This is a genomic window from Cupriavidus sp. 05N40, assembly GCF_056397305.1.
The window spans coordinates 1-18,109 of sequence record NZ_JBFTND010000007.1 but is presented as its reverse complement, the minus strand read 5'-3'; the positions used below and the strand labels follow the sequence as shown (position 1 = coordinate 18,109).

14 protein-coding genes and 1 pseudogene are annotated in these 18,109 nt (G+C 66.4%); 5 read left to right on the top strand and 10 right to left on the bottom strand.

Going from position 1 to position 18,109, the window contains the following annotated elements:
* Positions 1 to 38 precede the first annotated feature (38 nt).
* The 4 genes from AC1DO7_RS03030 to AC1DO7_RS03015 are packed head-to-tail and all read left to right on the top strand — an operon-like array spanning position 39 to position 3,925.
* On the top strand, positions 39 to 683 hold the full coding sequence (locus AC1DO7_RS03030) for an amino acid ABC transporter permease (RefSeq protein WP_441615341.1): 645 nt from the start codon (positions 39 to 41) through the stop codon (positions 681 to 683).
* Between the two features lie 34 nt (positions 684 to 717).
* Positions 718 to 1,446, top strand: coding sequence for an amino acid ABC transporter ATP-binding protein (locus tag AC1DO7_RS03025; RefSeq protein ID WP_441615340.1), 729 nt, complete (start codon positions 718 to 720; stop codon positions 1,444 to 1,446).
* A gap of 53 nt (positions 1,447 to 1,499) precedes the next feature.
* Entirely contained in the window at positions 1,500 to 2,297 is a 798-nt protein-coding gene (locus tag AC1DO7_RS03020) for a transporter substrate-binding domain-containing protein (RefSeq protein WP_441615338.1), read from the top strand.
* A gap of 59 nt (positions 2,298 to 2,356) precedes the next feature.
* Complete coding sequence (locus AC1DO7_RS03015; protein ID WP_477115773.1) at positions 2,357 to 3,925, top strand: UxaA family hydrolase; 1,569 nt, start codon at positions 2,357 to 2,359, stop codon at positions 3,923 to 3,925.
* Positions 3,926 to 4,068: 143 nt separating this feature from the next.
* Here the strand turns inward: AC1DO7_RS03015 and AC1DO7_RS03010 are convergent, their stop codons facing one another.
* The 7 genes from AC1DO7_RS03010 to AC1DO7_RS02980 form a co-directional block, all read right to left on the bottom strand.
* Positions 4,069 to 5,679 (bottom strand): acyl-CoA synthetase, encoded by a 1,611-nt coding sequence (locus tag AC1DO7_RS03010; protein ID WP_441615334.1) that lies wholly within the window; start codon positions 5,677 to 5,679, stop codon positions 4,069 to 4,071.
* 45 nt (positions 5,680 to 5,724) lie between these two features.
* Positions 5,725 to 6,510: an enoyl-CoA hydratase/isomerase family protein gene (locus AC1DO7_RS03005; protein WP_441615332.1), complete on the bottom strand. Its 786-nt coding sequence runs from the start codon at positions 6,508 to 6,510 to the stop codon at positions 5,725 to 5,727.
* Between the two features lie 26 nt (positions 6,511 to 6,536).
* On the bottom strand, positions 6,537 to 8,528 hold the full coding sequence (locus AC1DO7_RS03000) for an acetyl/propionyl/methylcrotonyl-CoA carboxylase subunit alpha (protein WP_477115772.1): 1,992 nt from the start codon (positions 8,526 to 8,528) through the stop codon (positions 6,537 to 6,539).
* A gap of 47 nt (positions 8,529 to 8,575) precedes the next feature.
* Complete coding sequence (locus AC1DO7_RS02995; RefSeq protein WP_441615329.1) at positions 8,576 to 9,730, bottom strand: acyl-CoA dehydrogenase family protein; 1,155 nt, start codon at positions 9,728 to 9,730, stop codon at positions 8,576 to 8,578.
* Positions 9,731 to 9,783: 53 nt separating this feature from the next.
* On the bottom strand, positions 9,784 to 11,400 hold the full coding sequence (locus AC1DO7_RS02990) for an acyl-CoA carboxylase subunit beta (RefSeq protein WP_441615327.1): 1,617 nt from the start codon (positions 11,398 to 11,400) through the stop codon (positions 9,784 to 9,786).
* A gap of 117 nt (positions 11,401 to 11,517) precedes the next feature.
* The gene (locus AC1DO7_RS02985) at positions 11,518 to 12,420 is read right to left on the bottom strand and encodes a phosphatidylglycerol lysyltransferase domain-containing protein (RefSeq protein WP_441615325.1); all 903 of its coding nucleotides are present in this window, start codon (positions 12,418 to 12,420) and stop codon (positions 11,518 to 11,520) included.
* Entirely contained in the window at positions 12,417 to 13,229 is an 813-nt protein-coding gene (locus AC1DO7_RS02980; RefSeq protein ID WP_441615323.1) for a TIGR03084 family metal-binding protein, read from the bottom strand. Before AC1DO7_RS02980 ends, AC1DO7_RS02985 begins: the two co-directional genes overlap by 4 nt.
* A 269-nt stretch (positions 13,230 to 13,498) precedes the next feature.
* Between AC1DO7_RS02980 and AC1DO7_RS02975 the strand changes: the two genes are divergently transcribed.
* Entirely contained in the window at positions 13,499 to 15,082 is a 1,584-nt protein-coding gene (locus AC1DO7_RS02975; protein ID WP_441615322.1) for a fatty acid--CoA ligase, read from the top strand.
* Positions 15,083 to 15,233: 151 nt separating this feature from the next.
* On the opposite strand, the pseudogene AC1DO7_RS02970 reads toward AC1DO7_RS02975, so the two are convergent.
* The 3 genes and pseudogenes from AC1DO7_RS02970 to AC1DO7_RS02960 all read right to left on the bottom strand — a co-directional run.
* Positions 15,234 to 15,341 (bottom strand): annotated as a pseudogene (locus AC1DO7_RS02970) (IS5/IS1182 family transposase); the annotation flags it as partial.
* A 42-nt stretch (positions 15,342 to 15,383) separates the two neighbouring features.
* Positions 15,384 to 15,992, bottom strand: a complete 609-nt coding sequence (locus AC1DO7_RS02965; protein ID WP_441615320.1) for an NUDIX hydrolase — start codon at positions 15,990 to 15,992, stop codon at positions 15,384 to 15,386.
* 858 nt (positions 15,993 to 16,850) lie between these two features.
* A complete protein-coding gene (locus tag AC1DO7_RS02960; protein WP_441615319.1) occupies positions 16,851 to 17,822 on the bottom strand; it encodes a DNA-binding protein in 972 nt (323 codons plus the stop codon).
* Positions 17,823 to 18,109 lie beyond the last annotated feature (287 nt).

The window sequence follows — 18,109 nt, the reverse complement described above, 5'->3', positions numbered from 1 at the left end:
CTTCTTCCCCTTCTACTTTCGACGCGGAGCCAAGCATCATGTCCAGCCTTTCCCTGGATCAAGTCTTGTTCATCCTGCGCGGCGCGGGCTGGACCTTGCTGCTGTCCGCCATGGGCTTTTTCGGTGGCGCGCTGGTCGGCCTGCCGCTGGCTCTCGCGCGCAGCCGCGGCGGGCGCGTGCTGCGCACCGTGACGGGTGCCTTCGTGCAGCTCGTGCAGGGCGTGCCGCTGCCGGTGATCATGTTCGTGGTGTACTTCGGCATCAGCGTGGGCGGCTTTGACCTGCCCGCGCTGGTGGCCGCCGGCATCGCCATGACGGCATATTCCAGCGCCTACCTGGCCGAGATCTGGAAGGGCTGCATCCAGGCCGTGCCACGCACCCAGTGGGAAGCCGCCGAGTGCCTGGCGCTCACGCCGCTGCAACGCGTGGTGTACGTGATCCTGCCGCAGGCCGCGCGCATCGCGGTGGCACCGACGGTGGGCTTCCTGGTGCAGATCGTGAAGAACTCTTCGTACGCGGTGGTGATCGGCTTCTTCGACCTGACCTACTCGGCACGGGTGGTGAACAACTCCACCTTCGAGCCCTTCGTGGTGTTCTCGATCGCGGCCGCCCTCTACTTCGCCATCTGCTATCCGCTGTCGTCGCTGTCGTACCGGCTGGAGCGCCGCTTCAAGCGGGTGTGAGCCTGCGAGGACCAAAGAAATCATGGAGACAAGCATGGAAGATATCGTCCGCTTCGACAAGGTGAGCAAATCCTTCGGGCAGGTGGAGATCCTCAAGGGCGTAAGTTTCTCGGTGCGCGCCGGGGAGGTGGTGGCGCTGATCGGCCGCAGCGGTTCGGGCAAGAGCACTGCCCTGCGCTGCATCAACGGGCTGGAGCGCGTGAGCGGTGGCGCGCTGCATGTATGCGGGCACGCCATGCACGACGGCGATGTGCCGCTGGGCGAGCTGCGCAAGGAAGTCGGCATCGTCTTCCAGAGCTACAACCTGTTCCCGCATCTCACCGTGGAAGAGAACGTCATGCTGGCGCCGCGCAAGGTCAAGGGCGTGGGCAAGAAAGAAGCGCGCGAACTGGCCATGCACGTGCTCAAGCAAGTGGGCATGGAAGAGCGCGCCAGCTACTACCCGGAGCAACTGTCCGGCGGACAGCAGCAGCGCGTGGCGATTGCCCGTTCGCTGGCGATGCAGCCGCGCCTGATGCTGTTCGACGAAGTCACCTCGGCGCTGGACCCTGAACTCACCGGCGAGGTGCTCAAGGTGATCGAGCGCCTGGCGCAAGACGGCATGACCATGGTGCTGGTCACGCACGAGATGGCCTTCGCACGGTCGGTGGCAGACCAGATCATGTTCATGCACCAGGGCATCGTCTGGGAAGGCGGCAGCGGCAAGCTGCTGGACCAGCCCGCCACGCCGGAACTCAAGCAGTTTGTCGGCAACGGCCTCTGATTCCCGCTTCGCAGAGCCCGAGCCTTTCAACGAAAACCACACGGAGACACCCCATGCACATCAACCGCCGCCTTCTCGGCTCGTTCGCCGCCCTGCTGCTCGCGGGCGCATCGGCCAGCGCCTGGTCCGATACGCTCGACACCATCAAGCAACGCAAGAAGATCCTGGTTGCCGTGGATATCGGCGCCCCGCCCTACGGCATGCTCGACAGCCAGGCCAAGCAAAGCGGCTCGGACGTGGACACGGCCCGCCTGCTGGCCAAGGACCTCGGCGTGGAACTGGAGATCGTGCCCGTGACCGGCCCCAACCGCGTGCCCTACCTGCTGACCAAGAAGGCCGACGTGGTGCTGGCCTCGTTCTCGGTAACGGACGAGCGCAAGAAGGTCATCGACTTCTCCGAACCCTACGGCGTGGTGCCGGTGGTGGTGGGCGGCCCGGCGCAAGCCAAGCTGAAATCGTTCCCCGAGCTGTCCGGCAAGACCATCGCGGTCACGCGCGGCACCACGGCCGACCAGGAACTGACCCGCGGCGCCAAGGAAATCAGCGGCGTGAACATCGTGCGCTACGAAGACGACGCCACCACCAACACCGCGGTATCCACCGGCCAGCAGGACTACCTTGCCGCGGCCATCAGCGTGATTCCGGTGGTCAAGAAGAGCAACCCCACGCGCGACCTGGAAATCAAGTTCGTGATGAAGGCCTATCCGTATGCCATCGGCGTGCGCAAGGGCGACACCGCGCTCAAGGGCTGGCTCGACACCTGGGTCAAGACCAACCTGAAGAACGGCAAGATCAACACGATCTACAAGCAGTATTTCGGCATCGCGCTGCCTGAAGAGATGCTCAAGTAAGAGACGCAACCACGGCGCAGGTCACCCTGGCGCGCAATCCAACCGCGAGTAGCCATTCCATGAGCACAGACACCCTTGCAGCAGCCCCCGCCGAAGTTCCGCGCACGTCGCGCACCATCCGGCTGCATGCCGATGACGATGTCGTCATCGCGCGTGACCAGATGGTCGCCGGCACCACGGTCGCGGAAGAAGGCGTGACCGTGATCGGCCTGATCCCGCCCGGCCACAAGATCGCCACGCGCGCCATCGCGAGCGGCGAGGCCGTGCGCCGCTACGGCCAGATCATCGGCTTTGCGAGCCAGGACATCCGCGCCGGCCAGCACGTGCACACGCATAACCTGGCGATGGGCGATTTCACGCGGGACTATGCCTACAGCGCCGAGGTCCGCACGGTGCAGGCCGAAGCGGTTCCCGCCACCTTCGACGGCATCGTGCGCGCCGACGGCAGCGTGGCCACGCGCAACTACATCGGCATCCTGACCTCGGTGAATTGCTCGGCCACCGTGGCACGCRCCATCGCGGATCGCTTCCGGCGCGATATCCATGCGGAGGCGCTGGCGGACTATCCCAATGTGGATGGCGTGGTCGCGCTCACGCATGGCGTGGGCTGCGCCGTGGATCCGCAGGGCGAAGGGCTGGCGGTATTGCAGCGCACGCTCGGCGGCTATGCCTGCCACCCGAACTTTGCCAGCGTACTGGTGATCGGCCTGGGCTGCGAGACCAACCAGATCTCCGCGCTGCTGGCCACGCAGGGACTCACCCACAGCGCGCGCCTGCAGACCTTCACCATCCAGGACACCGGCGGCACCACCAAGACCATTGCCCACGGGATCGAACTGATCAAGGCGATGCTGCCCGCGGCCAATGCCGTGGAACGCCAGCCGGTACCCGCGAGCCATCTGGTGGTGGGGCTGCAGTGCGGCGGCTCGGATGGCTACTCCGGCATCTCGGCCAATCCGGTGCTGGGCGCGGCGGTGGACCTGCTGGTGCGTCACGGCGGCACCGCCATCCTGTCGGAGACGCCGGAGATCTATGGCGCCGAGCACCTGTTGACGCGGCGCGCGCAAACGCCGGAGATCGGCCAGAAGCTGGTGGCGCGCATCCGCTGGTGGGAAGCCTATTGCGAGCGCCACGGCGCCAGCATGGACAACAACCCTTCCGCCGGCAACAAGGCGGGCGGCCTGACCACCGTGCTGGAAAAGTCGCTGGGCGGCATCGCCAAGGGCGGCTCCACCAATCTCGCCGAAGTGTACGAGTACGCGCAACCGGTGCGGGCACGCGGGCTGGTCTTCATGGACACGCCCGGCTACGACCCCATCTCCGCCACCGGGCAGGTGGCCGGCGGCGCCAACCTGATCTGCTTCACCACCGGCCGCGGCTCGGCCTACGGCTGCGCGCCCTCGCCGTCGGTGAAGCTCGCCACCAACACCGCCCTGTGGCAACGCCAGTCCGACGACATGGACCTCAACTGCGGCGCGGTACTGGACGGCAGCGCCACCATTGCCGGGCTGGGCGCGGAGCTGTTCCGGCTGATGCTGGATACCGCTTCGGGCAAACGCTCGCGCAGCGAGCTGCATGGGTACGGGCAGAACGAGTTCGTACCCTGGCAGCTGGGTGCGATTACCTGAGGGGCGACCCCCGGGGCGATCACCTGAGCCGGGCCAGCGCGCCACCGGGCACCGACCCCCGGCTCGGCGCCACTCCAGCACCAGCGCCACCTCGAACGCCCCGCCGGGATGCTTCCACGGCGCCGAACGGCGCCTTGTTCTGGCTAGGCAGTCTGCCCTGAGTCCTGGCCGGCGCCCTGCTCCCGCAGCCGCATCTTGAGCACCTTGCCGGTTGGATTGCGCGGCAACGCCCCCACCACGCGCAGTTCACGCGGCAGCTTGTACCGCGCCAGCCGGGGTTCGGCAAAGTCTTGTAGCGCTTCGAGCGTCAGGCTGAGCCCGGGCTTGAGCGCCACCACGGCCACCACATGCTCGCCCCAGCGCGGGTCGGGCGCGCCGATCACAGCGACTTCGGCGATGGCCGGGTGTTCGTACAGCACGCTTTCCACTTCGGCCGGGTAGACATTCTCGCCGCCGCTGATGACCATGTCCTTGAGGCGGTCGCAGATGTAGTAGAAGCCTTCCTCATCTGCGTAGCCGATGTCGCCGGTGCGGAACCAGCCGCCGTCGTAGAAGGCGCCGGCGGTGGCGTCGGGGCGGTTCCAGTAGCCTTTCATGATGTTGCCGCCGCGCGCGCAGACTTCGCCGCGCTGGTGAGGCTGCGTGACGGACCTGCCGTCGAAGTCGCGGATGCAGACTTCGGTGAGGATGGCCGGGGTGCCGCACGAGCCCAGCTTGTCGCGCGCGCGCTCGGGCGCGAGAAAGGTGGTGGCGGCAGCGGTCTCGGTCAGGCCGTAGCCCTGGTTGACGGGGATGCCGCGCGCGGAGAACAGGCGCAGCAGGGGCTCGGGCATGGGGGCGCCGCCTACCGAAATACTGCGCAGGCTGGAGAGATCGGCCCGCTCGAAGTCCGGGTGCTGGCTGACGAACAGCAGCATGGCAGGCACCGCGAAGCTGAGCGTCACGCGGTGCTCGGCCACGGCCTGCATCACGCTGCCGGGGTCGAAGCTGCGTTGCAGGACCAGGTGGCCGCCGGCCATCAGGATCGGCAAGGTCACGCAGCACATGCCGCCGACATGGAACAACGGGGCGAAGTTGAGCGCGACATCGGTGCTGGCGATGTCGCTCATCATCATGACGTTGAGGTTGTTGGACCAGAAGTTGCCGTGCGTGAGCATGGCGCCCTTGGGGTGGCCGGTGGTGCCGGATGTGTACATGATGGCGGCCACGTCGTCCGGGTGGGTGGCGGCCAGCGGGGGCGCCGCGGCGGCCCGCGCCATGAGGGCGTCCAGCCCTTCCCAGCCGGGTGCCGGGCCGCGCCGCAGGTAGCGCTGGCATTCCAGCCTGGGGCGGATTTCGTCGATCAGGCCGGCATAATCTTCGTCGGCGAACAGGGTGTGGACACCGGCATCGTTGAGGATGAAGGCCAGTTCCGGCCCGGTGAGCCGGAAATTGAGCGGCACGAAGATGGCGCCGAGCCAGCCGCAGGCGAACTGCGTGACCAGGAACAGCGGATCGTTCAGCCCCAGGTAGCCCACGCGCTGGCCCGGGCGCACGCCGCCGGCGGCCAGTACGGCGGCCATCTGCCCGGCCTTGATCACCAGCTCGCCATAGCTCCAGGTCTGGCCGGCGCCGGTGAGCGCGGGCCGCTGCGGCCCGCGGGCGGCGCGGCGGCACAGCCATTGGGCCATGCCCAGGGCCAGCAGGCCGGCGCTGTCGCCGGCCGCCGAGGATGGTTTTACCGACATGGCTTGTCCCGCTACGGCGTTTCCCATACGCGATTCCCCTGTCTCACAAGTTGCCGGCTGGCGCCGGTGTCATCATTTGCCCGTCCAGACCGGCTTGCGCTTCTCGTTGAAGGCAGCCAGCCCCTCGCGCGCGTCTTCGGTCATCGCCAGCAGCGCGATCTGGCTTTCGGTGTAGGCAATGCCTTCGCTAAAGCTCATCGACGCCATGGCCTGCATGGCGTACTTGCCGCGCCGGATGGCGGTGGGCGACTTGTCTGCCACGCGCGCCACCAGCCAGTCGGTGCGGGCGTCCAGCTCGGCGGACGCGGCGAGATGGTTGACCAGGCCGGCAGCCTTGGCCTCGGCGGCGGTGAACGGCTCGCCGCTGATACACCATTCGCGCACCAGGCGCGGCGGCGCCAGTGCCTGGAGCAGGCTGAGCACCTGCATGGGAAACACGCCGACCTTGACTTCGGGCAGGCCGAACAGCGCGTTGTCGGCCGCCACCGCCATGTCGGTCATGCACAGCAGGCCGATGCCGCCGGCCATGCAGGTGCCATTGATGCGGGCGATGCTGGGCAGCGTGGCTTGCTGGGCTTCGCGCAACATGTCGGCGTAGTCCAGGTTGGGTTGCGACAGGTCGAATGCAAAGCCCTTGCCGGGCTGCAGGTCGGCGCCGGCGCAGAAGGCCTTGTCGCCGGCGCCGGTCAGCACGATGGCGCGCACCGACGGGTCGGCATGCGCGGCGCGGTAGCCGGCGCGGATGCCGGCGATCACGTCCTTGTTGAGGGCGTTGCGCTTGTCGGGGCGGTTGATGGTGATCCAGAAGGCGGCGCCGCGTTTCTCGTGGACGACGGCCGGGTTGTCTGCTTCGCTCATGTAAGGGTTCCTGGTGATGGCGGCGTTCAGGCGGCCCGGGCCTGGACCTGGGCCTCGAACTCGATTTCGGCAATCACGCGCATRGCGGCGGCCTGGTCGCCTATCTGCACGTGCACGGCGCCGACGCGGCCGGCGGCCGGGGCGACGTGGATGTGCTCCATCTTCATGGCTTCCAGCGTGACCATGGGCTGGCCGGCTTCGACGCGGTCGCCGGTGGCCACCATGACATTGACCACGCGGCCGTTCATGGAAGCACGCAGCTTGCCGTCGCCGGCGGCATCGCCGGCACGTTCGGCCGCGGCGCGGGTGTGGTCTTCCACCCGCAGCGGCTGGCCCTGGTACTGCAGCAGCAAGGTGTTGCCGTCGCGGTGGCAGACCGCGCTTTCTACCAGGCCGTCGCAACTGAAACGCACGGTGTGCTCGCCGAGGGCGATGGTTTCGAAGGCAAAGCGGGCTTGGCCCAAGGCGACTTCGAAGCGGTTGCCGCCCCGGAACGCCAGGCTGGCCTGGTACTCCGTGCCTGCCACGCGGTAGCGCAGGCCGATGGGCAGCGCCGGGGCCAGGCTGGCCGACGGCACACCGCTTGCGCGGCCGGGCGCGGTCTCGTACAGCAGCAGCGCCGCCAGCGCGGCTGCCCGCTCGTTCTGCGCGGCATCGGGGCGCAGCAGCGCATCCTGGTGCTGGCCGATAAAGGCGGTGGTGGCCTGGGCGGCGGCAAACGCCGGATGCGCCAGGCAGCGGCCCAGGAAGGCCTGGTTGGTGGTGACGCCCAGCGCCACCAGGTCTTCCAGCCCGCGCGCCAGCCGGCGGCGGGCTTCTTCGCGGTCCGCGCCGTGGCTGACCAGCTTGGCGATCATGGAGTCGTAGTACGGTGGAATGGCCGCGCCGCCGCACAGCGCATGCTCCACGCGCAGCGCGGGCGGGGGCTGCCACAGCGCCACGGTGCCGCTCTGGGGCATGAAGCCCTGCTGCGCGTCTTCGGCACACAGCCGTACCTCGATGGCGTGGCCGGTGAAACGCACGTCTTGCTGCGCCAGCGGCAGCGGCTCGCCGGCGGCGATGCGCAGTTGCAGCGCCACCAGGTCCAGCCCGGTGATGGCTTCCGTGACCGGATGCTCCACCTGCAGCCGCGTGTTCATCTCCATGAAGTAGTAGTTGCCATCGCGGTCGAGCAGGAATTCCAGCGTGCCGGCGCCTTCGTAGCCGATGGCCTTGACGGCGGCCACGGCGGTGGCGCCCATGCGCGCGCGCAGCTCCGGGCTCACGGCGGGCGACGGGGCCTCTTCGATCAGTTTCTGGTGGCGGCGCTGCACGGAGCAATCGCGCTCGCCCAGGTGGATGGCGTTGCCGTAGCGGTCGGCCAGGACCTGGATCTCGATATGGCGCGGTTCGATCACGGCGCGCTCGAGGATGACCTCGGGGTCGCCGAAGGCGCCTTGCGCTTCCGAGCGGGCGCTGCGCAGCAGCTCGGGGAAGGACCTGGCATCCGGCACCAGCCGCATGCCCCGCCCGCCGCCGCCGGCGGTGGCCTTGATCATGACGGGGAAGCCGATGCGCCCGGCTTCGGCGCACAGCCGCGCCTCGTCCTGGTCTTCGCCCTGGTAGCCGGGAATGCATGGCACGTCCGCCGCCATCATCAGCCGCTTGGCGCCGGCCTTGTTTCCCATGGCCACGATGGATTCGGCCGACGGGCCGATAAAGACCAGCCCGGCCTCGCGGCAGGCGCGCGCGAAGGCGGCGTTCTCGGCCAGGAAGCCGTAGCCGGGGTGCACGGCGTCGGCGCCGGTGCGTCGCGCGGCGTCGATGATGGCTTCGATGCGCAGGTAGGATTGCGCCGGCGCGGCCTCGCCGATGTGCACGGCCTGGTCGGCCTCGGCCACGTGGCGGGCGCCGGCGTCGGCGCTGGAGTAGACCGCCACCGTGCGGTAGCCGAGCGCGGCCGCGCTGCGCATCACGCGCAAGGCGATCTCGCCGCGGTTGGCGATCAGGATCTTGTGGAATGGCGTGGACTGCTTCATGTTGCCCCGGTGTGGAGGTTGTTCTGTTCGGTCTGCCCTGCCAGCGATCACTTCCCTTGCGGGAAGGTGCCCATGAACTTGCACAGGATCTGCAGCATGACTTCGTCCGCGCCGCCGCCGATGGAGGTCAGCCGCCCGTCCCGGAAAATCCGCGAGACCGGGCTTTCCAGCACATAGCCCATGCCGCCCCAGAACTGCAGGCTGCGGTCGGATACCTCGCGCACCAGACGGCCGGCCTTGAGCTTGGCCATGGTGGCCAGGCGCGTGGCATCCTCGCCGCGCACCATCATTGCCACGGCGCGCCAGCACAGCGCGTGCAATGCTTCCACCTCGGTCTGCAGCTCGGCCAGCGTGTAGTGCACCCACTGGTTGTCGAGGATCGAGCGGCCGAAGGCCTTGCGCTCGCGGGTGTATTCGATGGTGAGGTTGATGGCCTTCTGGCACACGCCGCAGGTGTTCAGCGCGCCCCAAAGGCGCTCCACCTGGAACTGCTCCATCTGGTAGGTGAAGCCCATGCCTTCCTCGCCGATGCGCCAGCGCTGCGGCACGCGCACGTCGTCGAAGTAGAGCTGCGCGGTGTCGGAGGAGTCCATGCCGATCTTGCGGATCTTCTTGGCCACCGACACGCCGCGCGTCTTCATGGGCACCACGATGAGGGTCTTGTTGCGGTGGGGCGCGCCTTCCGAGGTGTTGGCCAGCACGCAGCAGAAGTCTGCCTGGGTGCCGTTGGTGGTCCACATCTTGCCGCCGTTGATGATGTAGTCGCCGCCGTCGCGGCGGGCGGTGGTCTTGATGGAGGCCACGTCGGAGCCGCTGCCGACCTCGGACACGCCCAGGCAGGCCACGTACTCGCCGCTGATGGCGGGCGCGAGGAATTCGCGCCGCAGTTCCTCGTTGCCGTGGTGGGCCAGCGCGGGGGTGGCCATGTCGGTCTGCACGCCGATGGCCATCGGCACGCCGCCGCAGTTGATGTCGGCCAGGGTCTCGGCCAGCACGGCGCTGTAGGAATAGTCCAGGCCGGCACCGCCGTCGGCTTCCGGCTTGGACAAGCCGAGCAGGCCCAGCGCGCCCATCTTGCGGAAGACTTCATGCGCAGGGAAAGTCTCGGCCTCTTCCCAGGCGTCCACGTGCGGGTTGACCTGCTCGGCGATAAAGCGCTTGATGGTGGCGCGCAGCGCCTCGTGTTCGGGAGTCAGTTGCATATCGCTGGTCTCGCTGGTGTCGGTTGTTCCGGATTGATCTGCTGGCGCGCGGCTCAGGGGCGCGCCACGGCAAACTGCATCGGCTGCGGCGTGCGGGCGTCGCCCTCGCGGCAGATGGCCAGCACGTTGGCCAGCACGGCGCGCGTATTGCGTGGGTCGATCACGCCGTCGTCCAGCACGTGGGCGCTGGTGACGAACACGCTCATCTGGCGGTCGAAGCGTTCGACGATGCCTTTTTGCAGCGCTTCGAGCTGTGCTGTGTCTATCTCCCCGCCTTTGCGCTTCATGGCGGCCTCGGTGACGATGGCCATGGTGCGCGCGGCTTGCTCGCCGCCCATCACGGCGGTCTTGGCGTTGGGCCAGGAGAAACAGAAGCGCGGGTGGAAGCCGCGCCCGCACATGCCGTAGTTGCCGGCGCCGAAGGACGCACCGCAGTAGATGGTGATCTGCGGCACGGTGGCGTTGCTGACCGCCTGGATCATCTTGGAGCCGTGCTTGATGATGCCGTCTTCCTCGTAGCTGCGGCCCACAATGAAGCCGGTGGTGTTGTTCAGGTAGAGGATGGGCGTGCGCGACTGGCAGCAGGCCTGGATGAAGTGGGTCGCCTTGGTGGCGCCGGCCGGGTCGATGGGGCCGTTGTTGGTGATGATGCCGAGCGGCCAGCCCTCGATCCGCACGTGGCCGCACACGGTGGCGCCACCATAGTTCTCGCCGAACTCGAGGAAGTCGGAGTCATCGGCAATGCGCGCGATGACCTCTTTCATGTCCACGGGCCGCTTGTGGTCCATCGGCATCAGGCCCAGCAGTTCCTCGGCGTCGTAGCGCGGCGGCTTGAAGGCGCGCGCGGCGCTCTGTCCGTGCTGCCAGTCGATCTTGCCGAGGATCTCGCGGGCGATGCGCAGCGCGTCGCGGTCGTCCTCGGCCAGGTAGTCGCCCAGGCCGGACACGGTGGTGTGCATGACCGCGCCGCCCAGTTCTTCCTCGGTGGCCACCTCGCCGGTGGCCGCCATCAGCAACGGCGGGCCGGCCAGGAAGGCGCGCGAGCGGCCGCGCACCATGATGATGTAGTCCGACAGGCCGGTCTGGTAGGCGCCGCCCGCCGTGGACGAGCCGTGCGTCACAGTGACCACCGGCAGCCCGGCCGCGGACAGGCGCGCCAGGTTGCGGAACAGGTTGCCGCCGCGGATGAAGTCTTCGACCTTGTAGGTCATCAGGTTGGCACCGGCGCTTTCCACCAGTTGCACGTAGGGCAGCTTGTTTTCCAGCGCGATTTCCTGCACGCGCAGTTGCTTGTCCAGCCCCTTGGGCTGCAAGGCGCCGGCGTTGATGCCCGAGTCCGAAGCGCTGATCACGCAGCGGATGCCCGAGACAAAGCCGATGCCGGCGATCAGCCCGCCGCCCGGCACGCTCTTGTCGAGGTCCGGATTATCCAGGCCGAGACCGGCCAGCGAGCATAGTTCGATGAACGGCGCGCCCGGGTCGAGCAGCAGCGCCAGCCGCTCGCGCGGCAGCAGCTGGCCGCGCTTCTCGAAGCGCTCGCGCGAAGCGGCGGAGGTGTCGGCGGCACGGCGCTCGAAGGCACGGATGCGTTCCAGCAGCGCCAGCATGCCGCTGCGGTTGGCCTGGAATGCTTCGCTGCCGCCTGAAATTCTGGATTCGATATGGGCCATGGACTTGTGAAATTGACTGTCCGGGGCTGGTGCGCGCCGGCTTGAAACCATGGTAGGGGCGGCGCTGGCCGGGGTCTTGCGAGAACTGGCTGTGCTGAGCGCGCCGCGGGCGCGTGCTCAGTCCGCCCGCAATGTGACCCGGCACTTGGGCAGCAAGGCGCCGGGCGCGTAGGACAGCTTGGTCTGGCGGAAGTTGTCCAGCCCCATGTCCTGCTCGAAGTTCAGCCACGCCACCGGCCGCGCGAAGGCCGCGCAGAAGTGGTGGAACATGTACTGGTAGATGCCCTTGTAAGCACCGAGCCCCTTGGCGAAGCGCATGGCGAACACGGCCGGACGGATTTCCTGCGCCAGCACGAAGCCGACCGGCAGGCCATCCACTTCGTAGAGGAAACCTTCCAGCCCGAGCACGCCGGCATGGCGCAGGGCTTCCAGGCATGGCGTGTCGTCGGCCTCGCCTTCGGCCTTGTGCCTGGCCTGCATCCAGCGCCGGTGGACGGACATGGCCTGCTCGGCCAGCCCCGCGTGATACGGGCGCGCGGTGACCGCGTGCGCGGCCAGCAACTGCTTCATCAGGTTGCGCTTCTTGGCCAGCGTGGTGCCGCGGTAGGCGGTGAAATTCGCTGCCGGGTAGAGATAGTCGGCGTCGGCGCGCTCGTCCGTCCAGCGGAACACGGCCGGATCGAGCCGTGCCACCTGCGCCGTGGATAGCGGATAGAAGCAATCGTGCCCGCGCAGCAGCGCGCGCAGCACGGCGTGCGGTGTGCCTTCGAGCGCAAACAGCGGCAGGACATGACGCACGCCGTCATAGGTCACGCCGCTGATATGCGGGTAGTCGCCCGCCACGAAGCGGTAGTCGTGCGCCTGCCGGAACAGGTAGAGATTGGCGAAGGCATGCTCGGACAGGCAGGTCTCGCCGGGATCGACGCTGAGCGCGCGCAGGGCCGCGTCGATGCCGGCGCCCTGCCCGATGGCCAGCGGCGCCCCGGCCGGCGTGGCCAGCGCTACGGCGGGGCCGTTCACCCGGCCTGCGCCGCGCGCACCACGCGCGTGCCGGCGGCCGGGCCGTTGGCCGGCGGGCCGGCGAAGCACTGGGCCTGGGCCAGCCACATCTGCGCCGGGCCGGGGCTGTAGGCCAGCGTGGTGTCGTCCAGGTGGCGCCGCTGCGTGACCAGCAGGCAGAAATCCTCGGCGCTGCCGCGCACGAAGTTGTCCGGCTGCGGCTCGTTCCAGGTCCAGGTGGCGCCGTCCGGCGAGGTCAGCGCGACGTAAGGCGCCGGCCCCGGCACCGGCTCGCCACGGTTGACGAAGGTCCAGCCGTAGGTGGTGGCGCCGATATGCGCGATATGGCGCAACCGCCCGCTGGGCTGGCGTATGCGGCCCACGGTATCCCACACATCCTGTCCGTGGGCCCAGGTTTCCATCAGCCGCGCCGTGGCGAAGCTGCGCGCGCTCATCGGCGGGCCGTACCAGGGCAGGCGCGCCTTGGGGTCGAGGGCGGCCAGCGTGCCGACCAGCTGTTCGTAGACCGGTTGCCAATACGCCAGCAGCGCCGGGCCGTCCAGGTGACCGTACTGCTCGCGCGCCACCGCGCTGATATGGCCACCGGCGGCCATCAGGGCATTGAGCACTTCGGCGCCGCGCAGGAAGGCTGCTGGGTCGGTGGCGGACTGCAGCGCGGTCTGGTCGAAATAGCACAGGTGGGCGATCTCGTCCCAGGCGCTCCAGCCGTAGAAGGCGCCGGGCTGGCGCCACTGCGCCGGGGTCAGGGTGGCGGCCAGGGCATGCAGCTCGCGGTATTCGGCGAGCAGGTCCTCGCAGGTGTCTTTCATGGGCAGGTCTGGTCTGGTTGGGGTCGGTCGCGTGTGGGCTGCGCAGGCTGCGCGGAGGCGGCAATCGCTTCGATTCTGTGCCCCCGGCGCGCCGGCAGTCTTGCGCTAAGTGGTCGCGGCGGCGGTGGCGCTTTACCCCGCCCGCCGCATATATGCACAAGCTAATTCATTATTTCCCAAAATACAGCCCCGCACTTATATTCGAAGGTTTTCGCCGGCCGGCGCCGAGCCGCCGCGGCCTCTCCCATCTTCGCCGTCGGAGCATTGCCTTGAGTCACGTCCTTACGCTGGGCGACACCCTTTCCTGGCCCGCGCGCTACCTGCCGCGCAAGACCGCGCTGATCGCCGGCACGGGCGACAGCCGCCGCGCCTGGACCTATGCGGAACTGGACGCCGAGGTCAACCGCCACGCCCACGCGCTGCTGTCCATCGGCATCGGCCACGGCGACGTGGTGGCGGCCTTCCTCTACAACACGCCGGCCTTCGTCTTCACCATGCTGGCGGCGGCCCGGGTGGGCGCGATCTTCAATCCCGTCAACTACCGGCTGGCGGCGCAGGAACTGGCCTTCATCCTGGAAGATGGCAAGGCGCGTGCCCTGCTGTTCGAGGCCGAAGGCGCGGCCGTGGCGCAGAAGGCGGCCGAACTGACGCCGGGCACCGCGCACTGGATCTATGCGGACCCCGATGCCGCGCCGGCCTTCGCCACGCACCGGCTGGACTCGCTGGCCGCCGCGCAGCCGGCCCATGCGCCGGGCATCGCGGTGGACGAGAACGATCCCTGCATCCTGATGTACACCAGCGGCACCACGGGCCGCCCCAAGGGCGTGCTGCACACCCACCGCAGCAAGCTGGCGCACAACGCGATGATGCACCAGGTGATGACGCTCTCACGCGAGGACGTAGGCTTGTCGGTCGCGCCGCTCAACCACACGGCCGAGCTGCACACCAGCTTCCTGCCGCGCCTGCACCTGGGCGCCACGCAGGTGCTGCTGCGGCGCTTCGACGCCGGCGAAGCGTGGGAGCTGGTGGAGCGGGAAAAGGTCACGCACTTCTTCGCCGCGCCGACCATGATCACCATGATGCTGCACCACCCCGACATCGGCACCCGCGATGTGTCCTCGCTGCGGCTGGTCGAGTACGGCGGCGCATCGATGGCGCCCCACCTGATCCGCGAATGGGACCGCACTGTGGGCGCCGGGCTGGTGCAGGTCTACGGCACCACCGAGATGGGGCCGTGCATGTCGGTGCTCTACCCGCATGAACAGCTCAGCCACGCCGGCTCGGCCGGCCTGCCGTCGCTCAACCACGACCTGGTGGTGGCGGCCCTGCGCGACGACGGCGCGCCCACCGATCCGTCCCAGCCGTGCGCACCCGGCGAAGTCGGCGAGATCCTGGTGCGCGGCCCCTGCATGATGGCCGGCTACCTGAACCGCCCCGACGCCAACGCGCGCGCCCTCGCCCACGGCTGGTACCACACCGGCGACCTGGGCAGCCTGGACGAAGACGGCTACCTGTGGGTGCGCGACCGGATCGACTACATGATCAACTCGGGCGCCGAGAACGTGTATCCGCGCGAAGTCGAGGATGCGCTGATCGAGCACCCCGCCGTGCTGGAAGTCGCCGTGATCGGCGAGCCCGACGAGACCTGGGGCCACATTGTCACGGCCCACGTGGTGGCCAAGCCGGGCGCCGAACTCAGCGCCGGCGTGCTTGACGACTTCCTGGTGCACGGCGACCGCCTGGCCGCCTACAAGCGTCCGCGCCGCTACTACCTGGTGGAGGCGCTGCCCAAGACGACGAGCGGCAAGATTCAGAAGCACTTGTTGCGCAAAGAGAGGTCGGCGTCACAATGACAGGCGCGACGACACCACGGAAACTGTTTCCATGACAGGATCCGACAGAAACCAAACCACGACTGCTGTCGGCCACAAACTCATCGCCTAGCGAAAATCGGAAAGGGAGACCCGATTTATCGATCGTTTTTGGCGCTTGCGATAAGAAGGCCTAACAAAATGACTTCCTGAGGTGACGCCAACAAATGATACAACAGGCGATTTTCAGGAAGGCTTCGTGAATGGTGGCGAGGCGCTCGGAGCGCACCCTCAATCTCTTCCCCTCCAGAAGTTCGTGCGCAAAAAATTAAGAATATTTAAATTAAAAAATATTTAGTGCATTACCCATTGATATACCTGAAAAATACACATTTGATTCTTCATTTTTTTGAACAAAAAAAATGCCCCTCAGAATCGAGGCTACATCGTAACCGGACAACATCAAAGACCCGTCCAATACCGCTCGGAATAAATCAATAAGGTCCATTTCAAACAGTTCTATGTCCGGCTCAAAAATTGAGGCGGATGTTGCCATGGCGTCATCGACAATTGCAACGAAGCTATATCCCACATTAGTGTGAGTGGACGGATTAACGATCATTTTTCCGGTTGAAAGTGGTGGCGCCAAGGGAAAGAGGCCAGTCTCCTCTCGTAACTCCCGGACTGCCGCGGCATCCGGGGTTTCGCCCTTGTCAATTAGTCCACCTGGAAGTCCGATCAAGACATCCCCATACCCGTGTCGATATTCACGAATGAGCAATACTCGCCCTTTCTTTGTGAGTGGCATAATATTTACCCAGTCTGCGCCACTTATTACATAGTACGGGTCAATTATCGATCCATCATGACGCTGACATCGATGTTGCGATAGATGCAACCACTGATCTCTAACCAACTCTTTTTTTTCAAGAATGCGCCACTTATTTATCATCCTTACCTCCGATTAAGTTATTAATTAAATCGCCATAAAGCCCCATCATTCCAGCAAATTTAATTCCGTAAATTCTGGCGTTACAATATTTTTAACCCACCCATCGATCTGGTTTTTTGAATTACGAATTTCTCAACCCGTAATTTTTCTACTGCTTTTTGTATATTTATTTTTAATATGGAGATAAAAACTTAATAATTGTCGACGTGCATTTTCAAAACGGGATGTACTTAAATATCAACCGTAGAGGCACGTACGTGGCTACTCAAGCGGAAATTTCCTAACATTGGTAGCGATATTTCACCGATTACTAGATGACACGGCCTCGATCAGGCAAAATATGATGAGCGCTATGTTTCTGTGGATATGGATGAGCGCCTGCTGATGGCGAACTTGACGTCTGCAAACATCACCCACAGGAGTGGCGGTTGGAGCCAATGCCCTGGCGACGCGTTGACCGGGATTGGGATCTGTTTGCAGATGGCCCGTCCGACTGCCGCACGTTAGCGGACAGCCGCGACACTCGACCTCGTCGTGCAAGTGGGGCGACGTCACGAGATCAGATCGGCTTCGCAGTGCTACACCGGGCTGGCGGAACGCATCGGCCACGTCAAAATGCTGCCCGTAGTCCCCGACCAGACGGCGCAGCCAATCACATCCAATCGAAGGTACGCATCGAACAAGATCTGAGCAGACTCCTTAATCCACAAGAGCTAAGTGTTGCAACGACGTTCTACAGGTGAGGCTACAGAGCTAGTGACGCTGCGGCGAGCACTGCCGACCGAATGGCTCCGCTTGGCATTGAGCCATCGTGCTTTGCCTTCGTTTGCTTGCCGGGGTACGGTAGGTGTCCGATTGTCAGACCTTGAACCGCGGCGGCCTCGCCGCCCGCAACTGACGGCCTCTCGCCGGCCCGGGCCGCGCCGACCGCAACGTCTCCGTCTCCCCTGCGGCGCGACTTTCCAGCCGCTGCCGGTATTCGGCCAGCATCCCCTCCTGCTGCCGCAGGCGCTCCTCCAGCACTGCCATCGCATTGCCCAGCCGCGTAGCCTCCCCGGCCTGACGCGCGGCTGCTTCCGCCGCTTCGGCCAGTTTCTGCTGCGCCGCGCGGCGCTCGTTCTCCTGCTGCCGCTGCCCTTCCTTGAGCGCCACGCGCGCAGCGTCCAGTTCCAGCGCCATGCGGCGCTCGTTGGCGCTGGCGCGTTCGGCCATGGTCTCGCGCTCCTTGTCCCAGGCGGCGCGCTGGCCGGCGGCTTCGGCCAGCAAGGCGTCTTTCTGCTGCTGGGCTTGCAGCAGGCGGCCGCGCAGCGTGTCGTTGTCCGCTTGCTGCGCCACTAGTTGCGCTTCGGCGCGTGCCGCCCGCTCAGTGGCTTCGTCGCGGGCGCGGGCCAGTTCGGCGAGCGCGCTGTCCGCGGCGTCGAGCCGGGCTTCGAGCACCGCGCGTTCCTGCGCCAATTCCTCCTGTTTCTCCCCCAACGCTTCCTGTGCGGCCCGCAGCGCGGCTTCGCGTTCCGCGAAGCCGGCGGCGGCGGCGGCCCGCGCTTCGGCCTGCGCCGCTTCCCACAGATAGCGCGCGGCCTGGTTCACCGGGTCCGGCAGGCTGGCCGGCGCCGCGAATGCCTGCGGGTCCTGCAGCCGTGCGCCGAGTCCCGCGAACCACGCATCCAGGTGCGGGCTGACCGTATTGGGCGAACCGCGGCCCAGATGCAGCCGGATGCGTTCGATGGTCGGGCGCTGCCCCGCCAGTAGCAAGGCATCGGCGGCCTGCCAGACGTCTTCGCGGGTAATGGCCCGGGAACGGGAGGAAGCGGGGAAATCGGCGTTTTGCATGGTTCGGGCAATCGGATTAACGGCTTTGGCAACACACATCAAATAAGGCTCGATAAGGAATAGTTATCGCGCCTTATCTTGTCTTCATGTATAATTTAATACAGCAGACATCATATTTATTATGATACATCGAGAAACGCCGCCTCGCCTTGGCGGAACCCCTGAAAACCCGCCAGATATCGCCCCTGAAAACCTGCCCGACGGTGGGCGAGGCCGCGTCGACCCTTCTTTCAGCCCGAAAACCTGCCCGACGGTGGGCGAGGCCGCGTCGACCCTTCTTTCAGCCC

Excerpts from the sequence above, each read along its gene's own strand:
- AC1DO7_RS02990 (WP_441615327.1), bottom strand. The coding sequence starts at position 11,400 with ATGGCCCATATCGAATCCAGAATTTCAGGCGGCAGCGAAGCATTCCAG.
- AC1DO7_RS02960 (WP_441615319.1), bottom strand. The coding sequence starts at position 17,822 with ATGCAAAACGCCGATTTCCCCGCTTCCTCCCGTTCCCGGGCCATTACC.
- AC1DO7_RS03025 (WP_441615340.1), top strand. The coding sequence starts at position 718 with ATGGAAGATATCGTCCGCTTCGACAAGGTGAGCAAATCCTTCGGGCAG.
- AC1DO7_RS03030 (WP_441615341.1), top strand. The coding sequence starts at position 39 with ATGTCCAGCCTTTCCCTGGATCAAGTCTTGTTCATCCTGCGCGGCGCG.
- AC1DO7_RS03010 (WP_441615334.1), bottom strand. The coding sequence starts at position 5,679 with ATGGGAAACGCCGTAGCGGGACAAGCCATGTCGGTAAAACCATCCTCG.
- AC1DO7_RS03020 (WP_441615338.1), top strand. The coding sequence starts at position 1,500 with ATGCACATCAACCGCCGCCTTCTCGGCTCGTTCGCCGCCCTGCTGCTC.
- AC1DO7_RS02965 (WP_441615320.1), bottom strand. The coding sequence starts at position 15,992 with ATGATAAATAAGTGGCGCATTCTTGAAAAAAAAGAGTTGGTTAGAGAT.
- AC1DO7_RS02995 (WP_441615329.1), bottom strand. The coding sequence starts at position 9,730 with ATGCAACTGACTCCCGAACACGAGGCGCTGCGCGCCACCATCAAGCGC.
- AC1DO7_RS03005 (WP_441615332.1), bottom strand. The coding sequence starts at position 6,510 with ATGAGCGAAGCAGACAACCCGGCCGTCGTCCACGAGAAACGCGGCGCC.
- AC1DO7_RS02980 (WP_441615323.1), bottom strand. The coding sequence starts at position 13,229 with ATGAAAGACACCTGCGAGGACCTGCTCGCCGAATACCGCGAGCTGCAT.